This is a genomic window from Novosphingobium aromaticivorans DSM 12444, assembly GCF_000013325.1.
Lineage (GTDB): Bacteria > Pseudomonadota > Alphaproteobacteria > Sphingomonadales > Sphingomonadaceae > Novosphingobium > Novosphingobium aromaticivorans.
Genome location: NC_009427.1, coordinates 340409 through 356039, shown reverse-complemented (window position 1 = coordinate 356039; position 15631 = coordinate 340409). Strand labels below are relative to the sequence as shown.

Below are 15631 nucleotides of genomic sequence, written 5' to 3'. Positions count from 1 at the left end.
CTTCTCCAGAAGCGGACCTAGCCTGTCACGGGCGCTGCGAATGGCGGATGCCGCCATCGACGACGATTTCCGTTGCGGTGATGTAGCTTGCTTCGTCCGAAAGAAGAAAGCGGACAGTTCGCGCGATTTCGTGCGGTTCACCGAAGCGGCCGAGGAAGATGCGCGGGCCGAAGACCTGCTCCATCCCATCGCGCATCTCGCCAAGGATCGGCGTGTCGATCATGCCCGGGCTGAGCGCGTTGATCCGGATGCCGGACCCGGCCAGCTCGTCGGCCATCGACCGCACGAGCGAGATGACCGCGCCCTTGGCCGCCGTATAGATCGGGATCATGGCATTGCCGAACCAGGCGTTGATAGACGATACCGCCACGATCGCGCTGCCGGGATTCGCCTTCAGGTCCTCCATGAAGGCCTGGGTAAGCAGGAGCAGCGCGCGCACGTGAAGCGCCATCCCCGCGTCGAACACTTCGGGCGTTGCGCCCATGATGCCGGTCTGGACCGCCGTCCCCGCCGCGTGGACGATGCCGCCAACCGGACCGAGCGCTTCGCGCGTGGCCAGCGCAGCCGGCGTGACGCCTTGCGGATCGCGCAGATCGGCGGCGAGGCCGATCGCCTTGCAGCCATACTGCTCCGAAATCCGCTCTGCCTCGCGTTGCGCGCCTTGCGCGTTGATGTCCCAGATGGCGACCGGACGCCCAACGGCGGCAAGAGCATCGGCGCAAGCCAGCCCGATGCCCGATGCGCCTCCTGTGATGACGACGGGGCTGCCGGGGCTGCCAAGGCGGGGGCTGTGGTCGATCAAGCTGGCTTCTCCCATGAATTTTCGTGACCCATGATGCCAGTTATTTCGCAAATGAGCCATTTACAACGCATATAGACGTTGAATATGAAGCACACAAACATTCTTGCAACGCATTCGTGCGATAACACGAACTACGGAGAGACCTGATGCAACTTGCGGGCAAAGCCGCCATCGTTACGGGCGGGGCGCGGGGCGTCGCCAAGGGCGTAGCCGCCGCCTTCGTGAAGGCCGGCGCGAAAGTGCTGATCGTAGACCGCGAAGCCGAGCTGGGCGAGGCCACGGCGGCCGAGCTTTCCGCGTTCGGCGAAGTCGCGTTCATGCAGGTCGACCTGATGGACCGCGAGGCGCTGCCCGGCGTGGTGGAGGAAGCGGTCCGCCGTTTCGGCCGGCTCGACACGCTGGTGAACGCGGCGCAGGCCTCGCAACAGCTCCTGCTCAAGGATACTACGACCGAGGCCATGAACCTTGCGTTCGGCACGGGTTTCTGGGCAACGTTCCTGCTGATGCAGGCAGCCTATCCGCATCTCGTCGCGTCGCACGGTTCGGTCATAAACTTCGGCAGCGGCGCCGGGATCGAGGGAATGCCGACGCAGGCATCCTATGGCGCGGCGAAGGAAGCCATCCGCAGCCTTTCCAAGGTCGCCGCGACCGAGTGGGGCCCCGAGGGCGTGCGCGTGAACGTGATCTGCCCCTTCGCCAATTCGCCGGGCGTGGAGCTGTGGCGCCAGCACTTCCCCGATGCCTATGCCGGCCAGATCGCCAAGGTGCCACTGCGGCGCATCGGCGACTGCGAGACCGACATCGGCGCGGCAGCGGTGTTCCTCGCCAGCGAGGCAGCCGGATACATTACCGGCCAGACGCTCATGGTCGACGGCGGGCAGGTGAAATCCTTCTGACGCTGCCTGTTGCACGTCCCCGGGGACCGATCAGTCCTCGGGGCCGAAATCCGGCACCCACGGCACGCCGTTGATGTGCCCGCCGCCATCGACGAAGAGCGTGTTGCCAGTCAGGTAGCGCGCGTCTTCGCTGGCGAGGAAGGCGGCGACGCCGCCGATATCGCTTTCCGGATCGCCCATGCGGCCCATCGGGTTGGCTGCGGCGGTTGCCGCGGCGACCTGGGGCGCCATTTCCGCGAACCGGCGATAGGCCGCCGAGACCGCAGCCGGGCAGATCACGTTGACGCAGATGCCATATGGCGCCCACTCGCGCGCGGCGGTGCGCGAATAGGCGCGGACGGCCTCCTTGGCGACATTGTAGTCGGCGCTGCCCATGTGCGCGTTTACGCCGTTGAGCGAGGCCATGTTGATCACCCTGCCCCAGCCTTTCGCCTTCATGTGCGGCAGCGCGCGCTCCATCGCCCACTTGGTGGCGAAGAGGCACATCCTGAGCGCCTCGTCGAAACGCTCGTCGGTCTTCTTCTCGATCCGCACCGGGCCTTCGCCGCGATAGGCATTGTTGACGAGGATATCGACGGAGCCGAAGCGCTCGACGCAAAGATCGACCGCACCGATCACGTCCTCGCGCCGGCTGACGTCGCAGCGAATGAACTCCGCCCGTGCGCCAAGCCCGCGCAAGTCGCGCGCCACGGCGGGACCGCGTTCGTCGTCATAGTCGGCGACGACGACGGCCGCGCCCTCGGCGGCGAAGCGGCGGGCGATGCCTTCGCCGATCCCGTCCGCCGCACCAGTGACGACTGCCGCGCGGTTATCGAGCCTGTTGCCGGTCATCGTGCCATCTCCTTGTGCGCAGGGGCCAGGCAGACGCTATCGAAACCGAGGACGTGGGCTATGCGGCCAAGGCCCATCCACGCCGCAATGCAGTGCGCCAGATCCACGATCTCGCCATCGGTGAATGCTGCATGGGCGCGCTGCCAGAAGGCTTCGTCGACGGCGAGGACCTTGGGTTCCTCGGCAAAGCGTTCCGCGAATTCCAGGGCGACCCGCTCCCGCTCCGAAAAGAGCGTGCTGCCACGCCAGCTCTCGACACCCGCATAGAACGCCTCGTCCGGGGCCGGGCCGTTTGCGGTGACGAGACGTTGAGGCGTCTCGCCGCCGACCGAAAAGGTCCGTTCCGCATCGCGCGCCGCGCGGAAGTCCTGGCAGATCATGCAGCCGTTGATCTGGGCCGTGCGCATGCGCGCCGCCTCGAACTCGCGCAGGGACAGCGCGGTCTCGCGATAGACCGCGTGCGAGAACCCGGCCGCAGCGGCCATGATCTCGCGCGCGTGTGTACGGGCAGCGAAAGCGTAGGGATCGCCAGCCTCTTCGGCGGGTACTGCGATGCGCAACATGGGTCTGCTCCTTCAGGCGGCAGGGACGGTGGGGACAGGCGGCATGGGCGGCACATTGTGGGTGTAGGCCATTTCCTCGTACCGCTCGGCTATGCGCCAGCCTTCGGGGGTGCGGACGAGCCGGTCGCGGTACCACAGGCCAATGAAGAAGGTCCGTTCCTCGCCCGCCTCGTCGCGGTGGACCATCGGATTGAACAGGATCGTGCGGCTGCGCGCGGTATCGCCTTCAAGCTCCAGCCTGGTCGTGGCGACCATGTGCTGGAACATCGGAAAGCGTTCGAGGGCGACCGGCAGCCACGCCTTGATCTGGGCGAAGGTGCCCGCAGCGCCGCCCGTCTCGGAATAGTCGATGCGCGCATCGGGCGTGAACACGCGATCGAGCGCATCCCAGTCGCGCTCGTCGATGGCAAAGCTGTAACGGGCGAAGAGATCCTGGATTTCCAGGCGGTCGGACATTTCCTGCAGGGACATCATGGTCGCATCTCCCCTTCTTGCCTGCGGGACGCGAAGGGGCCGGACGTTGCCGCCCGACCCCTCCTGCATTTCACTTTGCCTTGCGGCGCTTACTCTCCGCCGAAGCTATACTTCAGACGGACGCCGAACATGCGCGGCTCGCCATACATGACGGTCTGCGCGCCGATCGTCTGGAAGACGCCGGTGTTCGAGATCAGGTAGTTCTTCTTCGTGATGTTGGTAGCGAACAGGCTGACGTCGACCGGGGCACCCATCACGTTCTTCCAGTCGAGATTGGCGTTGAGCAGGCCATAGCTCGGCAGCAGAACGCCGGGCTCGTTTACCGTGCCGTCCGGGAAAGTCTCGGTCGAGAACGGCGCGGTCGGCTGCTTGTCGGTCCAGTTGTAGCTGACGAACAGGCTGAGCTGGCCCACGTTTTCGGGCATAGGCAGACTGAAGCGCCCGTAGACCGAGAGGATGTTGGGCGAGAGGTACTGCAGCGGACGGCAGGTCATGTCTGCCCCGGCGAAGACCTTGGGGCTGCTGATCGACTGCGCGGTGCAATCCCAGACGCCCGAGTTCGAGTCGAACTTGAACGACTTGTACTTCGCGTTGAGGTGGCTGTAGTTGCCGCCCAGTTCGACCTGTTCGACCGGACGGATCATCGCCTCGACCTCGATGCCCTTGATCTCCGCCGACGCGTTGTTCAGCGTGATCGCGCCGTTGCCGTTGGTCGTCCGGTTGTAGTCGCCCGCCGCGCGCTGGATGTTCTTGTAGTCCAACCAGAAGCCGTTGACGTTGAGGCGCCCGGTCATCCCGCCGACGTTGAAGTCCGACTTGAAGCCAGCCTCGTAGTCGGTGACCGTTTCCGGCCCGAAGGTGCGGGTGTTGTCATAGACCGCGTAGCTGTTGAAGCCGCCCGCCTTGTAGCCGCGCGTCACCTTGGCGTAGACCATGATGTTGCGGTTGGGGCGGTAGTCGAGGCCAAACGTCCAGTTCGGCGACGAACTCTTGAGCTTCGCACCGAAGGCGCAGTCCACCAGCGGATTGGTGACCGAGCCCTGCTTCCACGAGCAGTTGGTGGCCAGCGGCGTACCGTTGGGCAGCTTCACGTAGCTCCACGAAGCGGTCGTGCCATCCACGGTATCCCACGTGTAGCGGTAGCCCGCGGTCAGGCGCAGCCTGTCGAGCGAAGGGGTAAGCGCGCCGAAGTCGAGCGAAGCCTGGGCATAGAGCGCCTTGGATTCGTTGGTGACGGCGATCTGACTTTTGCCGATCGAACAGCCCGCCTCGGTCTGCAGGGCGCAGACGTTGATCGAATAGGACTCCATCGTGCCGCGTGGGCTCTGCTTGTAGTAGAAGCCGCCAACCGTGTAGGTCAGCTTGTCTTCGAGCGCGGTGCCCTGGAACTGGAGTTCCTCGGTGAACTGCTTGTACCAGTCGCGCGGGGCAGTGCGGCTCTCGACCGTGGTGCCGGTGTTGTAGATCGGCGCGATCGTGCCGTCCTGGTCGTTGGAATAGTAGGACTTCAGTTCAGCATAGCTGACGATGTTACGCAGCTTTAGACCGGGGGTCAGCTCAATGTCGGTGGTGTTGTTGACACCCCAGGATTCGATCTTGGCGAAGTCGTCAACGCCGTGCGCAGTCTGGCGGATACCGAGTGCCTTCTGCTTGTCGATCAGGTTGGTGTAATAGCTGCAATCGGCCGGTCCAGTGCCGGCACCGCAGAAGTTGTAGGTCGGCACGAGCGCGCCGAGGGGGTAACTGATGCCGCCGCCGATGGGGACCGGACGCGTGGCAAGGCCGACGAAGTAGTCGGTATTGAAGCTGCGCGCAATCGAGCCGGAACCGTTGCTGTGCGACTTGCCATAGTATGCCATGGTATAGTTGCTGATGCCGTCGGTCGGCTCAATCAGCAGGCCAAGGCGCGCCATGCGCCAGTGCGTGTCGTCGCGGTCCTTGTTCCACTGGACGTCGTGGGTAAAGCCGTCGCGATCGCGCGAGGCGCCGACGAGACGCAACTTGACCTTGTCCGAGATCGGCAGGTTCAGCACCGCTTCCAGTTCGGTCATGCTGTAGTTGCCGAAGCCGCCCTGGACGTGGCCCTCGAGCCGGTCGGTCGGGCGCGCCGGGGTAAGCAGAATCGCGCCGCCGGTCGTGTTGCGGCCGAACAGCGTACCCTGCGCACCGGCAAGTACCTGAACGTTCTGGAGATCGACGAACGAGCCCGGGCCGCCCTGGCCCGAAAGCGTGATCGCCGAAGGCAGCGGCACTTCGTTCATGTAGACGACGACAGCCGGCGAACCCTGGAACGAAGCGCTCTGGCCACGGATCGAGGGCGACATGACATCGCGCGAGGCCTGACCGTTGGGGCCGACGACGAGCGAAGGCACCGAAGCCTGGAGATCCTGGAGCTGGGTAAGGCCGCGCTCGCGGATGCTTTCCGCAGTGATCGCGGTGATCGAGATCGGCACGTCCTGTGCGCGTTCCTCGCGGCGGTTGGCGGTGACGATGATCTCCGCGCTGGACGGTGCACTGCCTTCAGCGGCCTGCTCTACCGCATCGGCCGCGAACGCCGCGTGCGGCGCAATGCCTGCGCCAAGGGCCGCGCCTGCCAGAAGCATGGCCGAACGGGCCTTCATCGCCCTCGATTTAACTGGAAACCCCTTATGCATCGGTACTCCCTCCTCAAATGATCCCCCCGCGTCCCTTTGGGATCGCGAGCTACCGGAAGAGCACCACCACACAGCCTGCGCCGACACGTTGCGACGGCAGCCTGCCTGGTCAAGCCAGCACCCTTCCCGGAATCTTGTTGTTATGCGAATCACGTTATCAACTACGCAAACAATGTGCAAACACCAATTTTGCACCGGGCTTTGCGTAGGGAACGGCCAATTGTTCTTACTGCCTCGTGCCCCACGGTGATGTTCCTGGATCTGGGCGAACCGGCTTGAACCTCTGCTCGACTCATGTTAGCGAAGACTTACTTCTTAAAAACAACGCAATCCGGGAGAGCCGCGAGCATGTCAAACCCGTCGATATTCCGCCCCATTGCCGAACCGCACGTGATCGAAGGTGCGTTCACCGAGGACCAGCACCAACGGATGCTGGACGTCGTCAGGCGCAACGGACCATGGTCGCTGATCCTCGCCCAGCACTTCAAGTCGCCCGAGGAAGTGGTGGCCACGACATCAGGCATGATCCCGCCCGGCTTCAAGCCGACGTGGGACATGTTCCTGTCGCCGGTATTCCGGGGCTATTTCGGCACGAGTTCGACGCCGTTCTACCCTGAAATCGAGGACTGCTTCCTCAACAGCAAGTTCCTCGGCCTCGTCCGCGACTACTGGGGCGCCAAGTACGCGACGCCCGAGAACATGCTGTTCAACATCCAGGGGCCCTGCTCCGGTGGCGGCAGCCCACACGTCGATGCCACGCGCTTTCGCGGAATTTCCATGGCCAGCACCCCGATCTGGCTGATGAACACCATGGTGAAGTCGGGGCTGTTCGAACGCTGGCGGGCCAAGAAGGCGCAGGTCATCACCTGGTACTACAAGGGCCGCGTCGGCGGGGGCTTTACTTACTGGCCCGATGGCCCGCGCGAGGCGCCGAAGCAGATCCAGGCGCCGATGTGGGGCCGCGCGGTGGTGGTCGAGAACGAAATGATGTTCCACACGGCACAGACCAATGGCCCTGCCGCGATGCGCCGCCCCGAGGGACTGGCCATCAATTCCCTGATGAGCGCCGATCCGGAGAACCCCGGCGGCTGGCAGATCACCACCGACGGCAAGGTCATCCAGCGTATTCCAGAAGACGAGTTCCGCTTCCTTGTCCACTGGGGCGCCGACATCTTCATGGACATGGCCGAGTTCAAGCGGGCACATGACCACACCGACGACCTGACCCACGAGATGGTCTTCGATATTTTCCTGTCGGACCTGCGCAAGCGCGGGGAACAGTTCGTAGTGCCGACCGATCCCCTGACAGACATCGGGTTCATCGGCCTGCTTACCCGGGTCTACGATCCCGGAATGCCTTCGATCTTTCCGCCAGAGCCCGAGGAAGAACTCGCCGCCTGACCCGCCTCAGGCGCGGTAACCGTCAAGGAAGATGCGGGCGATGCGATGCGCGTGACGGCGCGCGGCATCGCCTGTCAGCCCTTGGCCTGCCGCGATGGCACGGTTGCCCTGCATAGCGAGGACCAGCGCCTGCCGCGCCAGCCAGTCGCTATCGGCGTGCCCGCCTTCAGCTGCAATCCAGTCAGAAAGAGGATGCGCCCAGGGCGCCCTCACCATGTCGTGGATGGCACGCGCCAAGGCGGCATCGCGGCGTGACGCCGCCATTGCCGCGCGGTGCAGCGCGACCGACGCAGCGCCCGTCAGGCAAGCGCCCGCGGCGAAAAGGAATCGCTCGAGCGTGGCGACACCACCGCCGGGTTCGAGTGCGGGAGGCCGGGCGGCCACCGCGACCGATGCCGCCCGGTCCCGCAGCACTGCATCGAAAAGCCCGGCTTTATGGCCGAAGTGACGATAGAGCGTACCCCGCCCGACTTTCGCCTCGCTGCCGATGTCCGCAAGGCTGGCCGCCTCGTAGCCCGAACGGAGAAAGTGTGCGGCCGCCACGTCGAGCAGCCGACGAAGGTGCGGGGCGAACGATCCGGATTCTCCCGTGAAATCAGAGACGCCGTCCTGATCCGGCACTAACTGCGCCCTCTTCGGCATGCCGCGTATGCCGTCTGAGAACAATTCGGCGACACGCATGGATAGCAAGGCGCGGTGTTCTGGTGCGGGGGCGGGAAAGCCGAGCAACAGCGCAGGCCCTTCCACGGCGAGCGAACCGAAATCGAGCGCGTCCTCGATGCCCACCTCTTCGCGGCTTCCGCGCGCCAGCGACACCGCTTCGAGTGCCTGCCGCACGGGTTCCATCCGTGCCGACAGGCCAAGTTGCAACTCCGCCGCGAAATCCGGCATGCGTCCGCCAAGGCCCGCCGCGACCCAGAGCGGGCTCAGCAAACCACCGTCCACCGCCGCATCCAGGATCGCGCGCGCCATCCCCGCGAGCTCCTCGACCGGCGTCAGTCCGGCGCGATGAAGGGCCTCGGTGCGCGAGGCGAACTGCCCCGCCATATCGTCGAGCGCGGCGCGGAAAAGCGCCTCCTTGTCGGGAAAGTGGCGATAGATCGTTTCCTTGCTGACACCGGCAGTTCGGGCGATCGCGTCGATGCTGACCGCATCGAAGCCGTCCTTCACGAAAGCCGCACGCGACGCTTCGAGCAGGTGGCGCACGCGCGGCGAGACGCGATCCTCGCGCGCGGGCGCTTCGGCGAGTGCTGCGGCTGTCCGATCCATCGCCCGGGCTATAGCAGCGCCATTCGTGATTACGCCAGCGGGTGCTTGCCAAAAACCGAACGGTTCGATACCGTTCGGAAAAATGCAGGCGGTTTCCGCCAGTCAACGGGAGACGCAAAATGGATGACCTGCCCTACCTCGCCCGGGGCGTAATGCCCGTCGAAACGCCGTCGAGCGTTCTCGTCTCGTCGTCGAAGTACCTCAACAACCCGCGCCTGCGCGAATGGCTGGCGATGATCCTGCTGCGCAAGAACGGGCCCGACTTTCCCCCGCCCGCCGAGATGTACGAATTCCTGCCGATCCTCGAGGAATTGCGCGACCATGACAGGATAGAGGCGATGTTCGCCGAGGAACGGCGGGTCAATCCCGAATTGGACGCATGGCTTTCGGAAGGGTTCTATTCGACCTACGCGATCGAGGACTTCCGCCAGTTCGCACCGGGAACGCTGGGTGGGATCTTCTACCAGTGGATCACCGAGGGCAACTACGAGATCCAGATCACCCCCTGGCGCGAGCCGAAGAGCCAGCTCGAATTCTATAATCTGCGTTCCGGCCAGACACACGATTTCGAGCACATCCTGTGCGGCGGTGGCTTCAACTTCATGGGCGAACTGGTGCCCTACTGGTATCGCCTGACGAACGTGTTCAAGCACATCCGCAACCAGGAACTTGCCGCGGAACTGAGCATGATCCAGATCTTCGGCTCGCTGCGGTACACGGTGCGCACGATGCTCCATTATCCGCAGATCTGGATGACATGCGTAGATGCGATCCAGCGCGGGATGAAGGTTGGCCAGGAAAGCGACGCACTGTTCATGAAGAAGCTGGAACCGCATTTCCACCTTCCGCTGGAAGAGGCTCGCGCGGCGCTTGGCGTGCGCGGAGCAGTCGACGTCGATACCGAGATAGAGGGTGCGTTCTGGGCAGGGCGCGCGCCGCTTTCCGCGCTGACAGAGCGTATCGCCGCCGAGTAGGTCAGTGCCGGTGCCCGCGCGCTTCATGCGGCGCGCGGCCCGGACCGCGGTTGACAGCGCCCTTGCGACAAGTAAGTGAGTATTCATGGCAAGGCAGCGCATTCCCGGCAACGAACGCCGGGCCCAGATCGTGACCGCGGCACGCCGCGTCTTCTCCCGGCATGGATACGACGGCGCCAAGACCCTCCAGATCGCGCGGGAGGCCAATGTCTCCGAAGCGCTCGTCTATCGCCACTTCCCGAGCAAGCTAGCGCTCTATCGCGCGGTGCTGCGTCAGGTTTTCATCGAGCAAGACGAACGCTGGCGCGAGCAGGGCATCAGGGCCGATGGCACGATGGCATTGGCCGCCGCGATTCACACGTTCATCGCCGCCAGCGTGCACGATGCCGATGATCCCCAGCGGATCGACACGCATCGAATGACGCTGGCCAGCCTGGCTGGGGACGGGTCCTATGCCAGCCTCATCTATCGCCGCTCGCAGCGTCGGAACATCAGCGCGATGGAAGCCGCATTTGCCTCGTCCCGTGCCGACGGCGGCATGCAGGGCGAGCCGATTTCGGTTTCGGCCTCGGCCATGTTCGTGGAACACGTCGGCTCGATGATAGCCGCCATCCGGGCGCTTCCGCAGGGCGCGCAACCCTATGGCATCGAGGGCGACGAACTGGTCCGCCAGGCCACATGGTTCTGCCTGCGCGGCATCGGCATGACCGACGCGGCAATCGCCACTTATTTCGCGAAGGCGGCAGCCTGAGGGCCACCGCCTTCCCTTAAATCAGGCCGCGACCGGCGCGATGACCGCGTATTCTTCCAGCCTCGGCTTCGCCATCGCTTCAGCGAAGGCATCGTAGGACCAGGGCCAGCTTGCCGGCACGCCCTCGGCATCGAGATACCAGCTCGTGCAGCCCGATCCGAAAATGGTCTTCTTGGCCGCGGCAATACGCCGCTCCTCATAGGCGGCGTGCGCCTCGGGCTTTGGCGCGACCGCACTCGCCTCCCCGCTGCGCAGCAGGTCGATGAGCTGGTCGACATAGTCCCACTGTCGCTCGGCAATGTCGATCAGCGAGAAATTGCCGACCGGGCCTGTCGGACCGTTGAGCATGAAGAAGTTGGGGAAGTGCGGCAGCGTGACCGCATAGTGCGCGGTCGGGCGGCGTTCCCAGAATGCGTCGAGCGTGACGCCGTCTCCGCCCGTCACGCCAGCGGGGCGGATGAAGCGATCGGCCTGGAAGCCCGTTGCAAGGATCAGGGTATCGAGTTCGTGGAACGTGCCGTCAGTCATGCGCACGCCCTTGGGTTCGATCCGCGCGATGCGGCCCGTCTCGACGAAGACCGAGGGATGCTGCACTTCCTCGTAGTAGCACCACGAATAGATCAGGCGCTTGCAAGCCGCGCGGTAGTTCGGGCGCAGCTTTTCCTTCAGTTCCGGATCGCGGATCGATTGTTCGAAGTGGACCCGGCAGACCTCCTCGATCTCGCGCATCTTCGGCCCGTCGATATCGGTGATGGCGTCGGTGAACCGCCGCACATTGCCGATGTACTCGTCGGCAAAGCGGATGGCGTCGATCAGCGCGGGATCGCGGCGGAAGGCCTCGCGATCCTCCTCGCTGTACGTGAAGTAAGGCACCGGCATCACCCACTGGGGCGAACGCTGGAAGTGCACCAGCCTCTCGACCTGCTTGTTGATCGCCGTCACGATCTGGATGCCGGTCGACCCCGAACCGATGAGGCCCACGCGCGCGCCCTCGATAGGGGCAGTGTCATCCCATCGCGCGGTATGGAAGGCTGGCCCCTCAAAGGTCTCCAGCCCCTCGATTTCCGGCAGGCGCGGATGATGCAGCACGCCGGAAGCGGCGATGACGACGTCGTACTCCTCGCGCAGGCCATCCGCCGTGGCCAGCGTCCAGAGATGGCGCGCCTCGTCCCAGTCCAGCCCCACGACTTCGCTGTTGAAGCGGATCGAAGGACCGATCCCGTACTTATCGACGACCTTCTCGAAATAGGTCTGGATCTCGCCGCCCGTCGCATAGGAGGCCCGCCATTCGGCATAGGGTTCGAAGCTGTAGGTATAGGCGTGCGACGGAACGTCGCAGGTGAGACCGGGATAACGGTTCTCGCGCCACGTTCCCCCGATCTTCGCGGCCTTCTCGAAAACGGTGAAGTCCTCGCCCCGCTCCTTCAGCTTGATCGCGGCAAGGATGCCCGCCATCCCCGCACCGACGATGGCGTACTTCAACTTGCGCTGGCCTTGCATGGTCATTCGTGATTCCTCTTCCCGGAACGTGTCCTTGAAAACCGAAGTGCCATGCGACGGCGCGCCCTACATCACCCGAAGGGATTATGCCGTTTCAGGCAAGCAGCGCGCCGCCGTTCACGTGGATGACCTGCCCATTGATCCAGCGCCCGTCGTCCGACAGCAGCAGTGCGACCATCGCCGCGATGTCCTCAGCCCTGCCAAGTCGCGTGCTTCGCGTCTGGGCGATACAGCGGTCGATCCACTCGGGCGGCACTTCACCCTTGGCCTCCAGTTCGGGTGTCATGACAAAGCCCGGCGCGACCGCGTTCGAAGTCAGCCCCTGCTTCCCCCACCGACTGGCGACGTGGCGCATCAGGGCATTGAGGCCGCTCTTCGAGGCCGCATAGGACGGCCGTTCCGGCTCTCCGGCAATCGATGCGCTCGAACTGGTATAGACGATAGCCCCTCGCCCGCTTTCCAGAAGGTGCGGGAGGGCCGCCCGGGTGCAAAGCAGATGGCCGCGCAGATTAACGTCGATCGTGCGGTCAAAAACGGCGAGGTCGACGTCCAGGGCATCGGAATCCTGAAAGATGGTGCGCAGGTCTGCAGCGTTGACATGACATCCATCAAGCCCGCCCAGACGCTCGACAGCCGCCGCGAAGCACGCCTTGACCGATGCCTCGTCTGTGATGTCGACGGAAAGCGCGAATGCTTCGTGTCCCGCGTTCGCCATTTGCCCGGCAACGGCATTGGCGGCCTCAAGGTTCACGTCGGCGACACAGACCCGCGCCCCCTCCTCGCAGAGGCGCTTCACCGTTGCCGCACCGATGCCGGTTCCTGCACCGACCACGACAATCGCCCTGCCGCCCAACCTCTCCATGAACTGCTCTCCTTTTCCTCTACGCACGTATGTCATCCCACGGCACCCCATACAATAATTTCGTAGATCAAATGAGGATCTATTTCGCAATTATTGCGATCAAGGAAGGACACCCACGACTTTCGCGCGGTTGACCTGCCGCCAGCTTGCGAAAAACGGGCGCTCACACGTGGATTTACCGGCCGTTTGCGGACTATATTCTGGTTGACTGACGCAATTGCGCTGCGCAAACCGCGCGACGTTGCCAACAGGGCATGATGCCATCGAGGTGGAATGGGCCAGATTTTCAGCTTTGACGCGACGGACGTATCGATCATCCGCGAGTTGCGAGCGAACGGGCGTGCGAACAACCAGCAGATAGCCGAGAAGCTTGGGCTGACGGCGACGACCGTTTCGACCCGCATCCGCCGCATGGAGGATGCCAACCAGTTGCGCGTGGTCGCGGTCTCGGATTTCTCCGCCCACGGCTTCAACGTGCTGCTGCGCATCTCGGTCGAGGTTGACGGGCGGCCCGCTTCCGAAGTGGCGCAGGACCTGGCCGTGCTGCCCGAAGTGGTCGCCGCGCACATGGTCACCGGCCGCTACGACATCGACATGCTCGTCGCGCTGCACGATTTCGACAACCTGTCGGACTTCCTCCTCGACAAGCTCTCGGGCGTGCGCGGCATCCGCACGCTGACGCCTGCGATCGTGGTCGACATCATCAAGTACCAGTTCGACGTGGCCCCCATCGAAAGCCGCGTCGGCACCGGGGGAGCCGCCTGATGGCCGGGATCCAGCTCGACGCGCTCGACCGCCAGCTGGTCGACATGCTCGCTCTCGACGCGCGCATCTCCAACCGCAAGATCGCCGCCGAACTCGGCGTCACCGAAGGCACCGTGCGCGGCCGCATCAAGCGCCTGCAGCAGGATGGCCTGATCGCGTTCACCGCGATCACCGGCTTCGAGATGGGCAAGCTCGCCCGCCTCGCCTTCATCAACGTCCAGGCCGACGTCGACCGCGTGCGCGAGGTCGCCCAGGTCATCGCCGATGTCCCCGGCGTCAACGCGGTGCTGATCACGATGGGTCAGTTCAACATCACCGCGATGAGCCTGATCGACGAACTCGACACCCTCGTCGAACTCGCCTCCGACCACATCCTCGCCATCGACGGCGTGCACCACGTCGAAACCTCGATCGCGGTCAAGACCGTCAAGTACAACGCCAGGATGGCCAAGATCACCAAACCCGCCACCATCGACGACGAGGACTGAAAAGGCCGCGCCCGGCGCGGCGGACAGCGGTGCGTGGGCGGGTGCGCGGCCGCATGCACTCAAGCGGTCAGAGGAAATAGTCGGCGTTGTCCGCACCCATCAGGACGTTCGCATAGTTGCGGGCGAAGCCGACCGGATTGTTGGCCACGTGCGCGCGCGACATGCGCACGTCGTGCCACAGATCCTGCATCTCGCTGCCCAGATAGACCGAGCGCCCTCCGGCGACGTCCATCAGCAGGTTCATCGCCTCGATGCAGCGGTCGGCGACAAGGCTCGCCTGGTAGCGATAGCGCACGCGGTCGAGCAGCGCAGGCTGCCAGTCCGCTGCCTCCATCGCCCTGAAATTGCTGACCATCACGGTCAAGCATTCTTCCGCGAGGTTCGATGCACGCGCGATGCGATCAAGCACGTCGGGATCGGCTGCGCTCTTGCTCATGTCGGTCGACGCAATGCCCACCCGGTCGCGGAACAGCGCGATCGCATGACGCACAGCGCCGACCGCGCTCATGTTCACCACGCGGATGAAGACTTGCGCCCAGGGCAGGTCATAGACCGGGTTGGTCTGGTGATGGACCGAATTGAACCCGTCCATCTGCTTGTGCGTGCGATGCGCCGGCACGAAGACGGGCGTATCGATCACGATGTCGTTCGACCCGGTGCCCTGAAGGCCCATCGTGCGCCAGGTGTCCTCGATGCGATAGTCGCCGGCGGGTACAAGGAACGTACGGTGCCCCTCGCCCGCAACGATTCCGCCCAGCAGCACCCAATTGCAATGCAGGCACCCGCTCGACCAGCCCCAGCGCCCGGAGAGCATGAAGCCGCCATCGACCTGTTCCACTTTCGCCCCAACCGGGTTGTAGGAACTGGAGATCATGGCATCGGGACCATCGGCGAAGACTTCGCCTTGCGTCTTCGGATCCATCAGCGCGATCTGGTAATTGTGCACGGCAACGATGCCAAGGGCCCATGCGGTGCTCATGTCGCGCTCGGCAATCGCGATCTGGTCGAGGAAGAAGTCCTGCGGCTTGCCCTCGCGTCCACCAAAGGCGGCGGGAGTGAAATGCCGGAAGAAACCTTCGCCGCGCAGGGCCTCGACCACTGCGTTCGAAATGCGGCGCGCGATGCGGCCTTCGGCCGCCTTGGCGGCGACAAGGTCCAGCGTTTCAGCGGACACAGCCATGTATTTCTCCCTGTGGGTGCGTAGCTGGAATCGCTATCAGCTTCGCATAACGCGTTCTCAATTCCGTGATAACCGAAGCATCATATTTTTTGCACGAACAAAATAACGCCCTTACCCAAAAGTGCAGGAAAGTCAGGAAAGCGGCGGCGCGATGCACGCTCGCCCTGCCGCCACCACCGGGCCTCATCCTGCGACAAGATGAAGACCCCCTTTGACAGGCG

General features: G+C 64.2%; 15 protein-coding genes. 6 read left to right on the top strand and 9 right to left on the bottom strand.

Translation table 11 applies throughout. The features are described 5' to 3' along the window. Positions 1 to 25: 25 nt before the first annotated feature. Positions 26 to 817 (bottom strand): SDR family NAD(P)-dependent oxidoreductase, encoded by a 792-nt coding sequence (locus tag SARO_RS19460; RefSeq protein ID WP_011906960.1) that lies wholly within the window; start codon positions 815 to 817, stop codon positions 26 to 28. A gap of 131 nt (positions 818 to 948) precedes the next feature. Between SARO_RS19460 and SARO_RS19455 the strand changes: the two genes are divergently transcribed. Continuing rightward, positions 949 to 1698, top strand: coding sequence for an SDR family NAD(P)-dependent oxidoreductase (locus SARO_RS19455; RefSeq protein ID WP_011906959.1), 750 nt, complete (start codon positions 949 to 951; stop codon positions 1696 to 1698). Between the two features lie 30 nt (positions 1699 to 1728). Here SARO_RS19455 and SARO_RS19450 read toward each other — a convergent pair whose 3' ends face one another. The 4 genes from SARO_RS19450 to SARO_RS19435 all read right to left on the bottom strand — a co-directional run bounded on the left by SARO_RS19450 (position 1729) and on the right by SARO_RS19435 (position 6187). Further along, complete coding sequence (locus SARO_RS19450; protein WP_011906958.1) at positions 1729 to 2529, bottom strand: SDR family NAD(P)-dependent oxidoreductase; 801 nt, start codon at positions 2527 to 2529, stop codon at positions 1729 to 1731. Further along, a complete protein-coding gene (locus SARO_RS19445; protein WP_011906957.1) occupies positions 2526 to 3092 on the bottom strand; it encodes a carboxymuconolactone decarboxylase family protein in 567 nt (188 codons plus the stop codon). Before SARO_RS19445 ends, SARO_RS19450 begins: the two co-directional genes overlap by 4 nt. 12 nt (positions 3093 to 3104) lie before the next feature. Continuing rightward, on the bottom strand, positions 3105 to 3566 hold the full coding sequence (locus SARO_RS19440; RefSeq protein WP_011906956.1) for a nuclear transport factor 2 family protein: 462 nt from the start codon (positions 3564 to 3566) through the stop codon (positions 3105 to 3107). Positions 3567 to 3655: 89 nt separating this feature from the next. After that, complete coding sequence (locus tag SARO_RS19435) at positions 3656 to 6187, bottom strand: TonB-dependent receptor (protein WP_041551658.1); 2532 nt, start codon at positions 6185 to 6187, stop codon at positions 3656 to 3658. 381 nt (positions 6188 to 6568) lie between these two features. Between SARO_RS19435 and SARO_RS19430 the strand changes: the two genes are divergently transcribed. Continuing rightward, positions 6569 to 7621: a hypothetical protein gene (locus SARO_RS19430; protein ID WP_011906954.1), complete on the top strand. Its 1053-nt coding sequence runs from the start codon at positions 6569 to 6571 to the stop codon at positions 7619 to 7621. A gap of 6 nt (positions 7622 to 7627) precedes the next feature. On the opposite strand, the gene SARO_RS20420 is transcribed toward SARO_RS19430, so the two are convergent. Further along, on the bottom strand, positions 7628 to 8890 hold the full coding sequence (locus SARO_RS20420; RefSeq protein WP_011906953.1) for a TetR/AcrR family transcriptional regulator: 1263 nt from the start codon (positions 8888 to 8890) through the stop codon (positions 7628 to 7630). Positions 8891 to 9009: 119 nt separating this feature from the next. On the opposite strand from SARO_RS20420, the gene SARO_RS19420 reads away from it, so the two are divergent. Further along, positions 9010 to 9864 (top strand): Coq4 family protein, encoded by an 855-nt coding sequence (locus tag SARO_RS19420; protein WP_011906952.1) that lies wholly within the window; start codon positions 9010 to 9012, stop codon positions 9862 to 9864. Between the two features lie 85 nt (positions 9865 to 9949). Continuing rightward, complete coding sequence (locus SARO_RS19415) at positions 9950 to 10615, top strand: TetR/AcrR family transcriptional regulator (protein WP_011906951.1); 666 nt, start codon at positions 9950 to 9952, stop codon at positions 10613 to 10615. A 21-nt stretch (positions 10616 to 10636) separates the two neighbouring features. Here the strand turns inward: SARO_RS19415 and SARO_RS19410 are convergent, their stop codons facing one another. After that, positions 10637 to 12121 carry a flavin-containing monooxygenase gene (locus tag SARO_RS19410; protein ID WP_011906950.1) on the bottom strand — a complete coding sequence of 495 codons (1485 nt, stop codon included), beginning with the start codon at positions 12119 to 12121 and terminating at the stop codon, positions 10637 to 10639. Positions 12122 to 12209: 88 nt separating this feature from the next. Continuing rightward, positions 12210 to 12977: an SDR family NAD(P)-dependent oxidoreductase gene (locus SARO_RS19405; RefSeq protein ID WP_041551655.1), complete on the bottom strand. Its 768-nt coding sequence runs from the start codon at positions 12975 to 12977 to the stop codon at positions 12210 to 12212. A gap of 273 nt (positions 12978 to 13250) precedes the next feature. Here SARO_RS19405 and SARO_RS19400 point away from each other — a divergent pair, with 273 nt between their 5' ends. Beyond that, positions 13251 to 13742 carry an Lrp/AsnC family transcriptional regulator gene (locus SARO_RS19400; protein ID WP_011906948.1) on the top strand — a complete coding sequence of 164 codons (492 nt, stop codon included), beginning with the start codon at positions 13251 to 13253 and terminating at the stop codon, positions 13740 to 13742. Beyond that, a complete protein-coding gene (locus SARO_RS19395; RefSeq protein ID WP_011906860.1) occupies positions 13742 to 14230 on the top strand; it encodes an Lrp/AsnC family transcriptional regulator in 489 nt (162 codons plus the stop codon). Before SARO_RS19400 ends, SARO_RS19395 begins: the two co-directional genes overlap by 1 nt. 67 nt (positions 14231 to 14297) lie before the next feature. Here SARO_RS19395 and SARO_RS19390 read toward each other — a convergent pair whose 3' ends face one another. After that, entirely contained in the window at positions 14298 to 15410 is a 1113-nt protein-coding gene (locus SARO_RS19390; RefSeq protein ID WP_011906947.1) for an acyl-CoA dehydrogenase, read from the bottom strand. Positions 15411 to 15631: the final 221 nt, after the last annotated feature.

Excerpts from the sequence above, each read along its gene's own strand:
- SARO_RS19460 (WP_011906960.1), bottom strand. The coding sequence starts at position 817 with ATGGGAGAAGCCAGCTTGATCGACCACAGCCCCCGCCTTGGCAGCCCC.
- SARO_RS19455 (WP_011906959.1), top strand. The coding sequence starts at position 949 with ATGCAACTTGCGGGCAAAGCCGCCATCGTTACGGGCGGGGCGCGGGGC.
- SARO_RS19450 (WP_011906958.1), bottom strand. The coding sequence starts at position 2,529 with ATGACCGGCAACAGGCTCGATAACCGCGCGGCAGTCGTCACTGGTGCG.
- SARO_RS19445 (WP_011906957.1), bottom strand. The coding sequence starts at position 3,092 with ATGTTGCGCATCGCAGTACCCGCCGAAGAGGCTGGCGATCCCTACGCT.
- SARO_RS19440 (WP_011906956.1), bottom strand. The coding sequence starts at position 3,566 with ATGATGTCCCTGCAGGAAATGTCCGACCGCCTGGAAATCCAGGATCTC.
- SARO_RS19435 (WP_041551658.1), bottom strand. The coding sequence starts at position 6,187 with ATGAAGGCCCGTTCGGCCATGCTTCTGGCAGGCGCGGCCCTTGGCGCA.
- SARO_RS19430 (WP_011906954.1), top strand. The coding sequence starts at position 6,569 with ATGTCAAACCCGTCGATATTCCGCCCCATTGCCGAACCGCACGTGATC.
- SARO_RS20420 (WP_011906953.1), bottom strand. The coding sequence starts at position 8,890 with ATGGATCGGACAGCCGCAGCACTCGCCGAAGCGCCCGCGCGCGAGGAT.
- SARO_RS19420 (WP_011906952.1), top strand. The coding sequence starts at position 9,010 with ATGGATGACCTGCCCTACCTCGCCCGGGGCGTAATGCCCGTCGAAACG.
- SARO_RS19415 (WP_011906951.1), top strand. The coding sequence starts at position 9,950 with ATGGCAAGGCAGCGCATTCCCGGCAACGAACGCCGGGCCCAGATCGTG.
- SARO_RS19410 (WP_011906950.1), bottom strand. The coding sequence starts at position 12,121 with ATGACCATGCAAGGCCAGCGCAAGTTGAAGTACGCCATCGTCGGTGCG.
- SARO_RS19405 (WP_041551655.1), bottom strand. The coding sequence starts at position 12,977 with ATGGAGAGGTTGGGCGGCAGGGCGATTGTCGTGGTCGGTGCAGGAACC.
- SARO_RS19400 (WP_011906948.1), top strand. The coding sequence starts at position 13,251 with ATGGGCCAGATTTTCAGCTTTGACGCGACGGACGTATCGATCATCCGC.
- SARO_RS19395 (WP_011906860.1), top strand. The coding sequence starts at position 13,742 with ATGGCCGGGATCCAGCTCGACGCGCTCGACCGCCAGCTGGTCGACATG.
- SARO_RS19390 (WP_011906947.1), bottom strand. The coding sequence starts at position 15,410 with ATGGCTGTGTCCGCTGAAACGCTGGACCTTGTCGCCGCCAAGGCGGCC.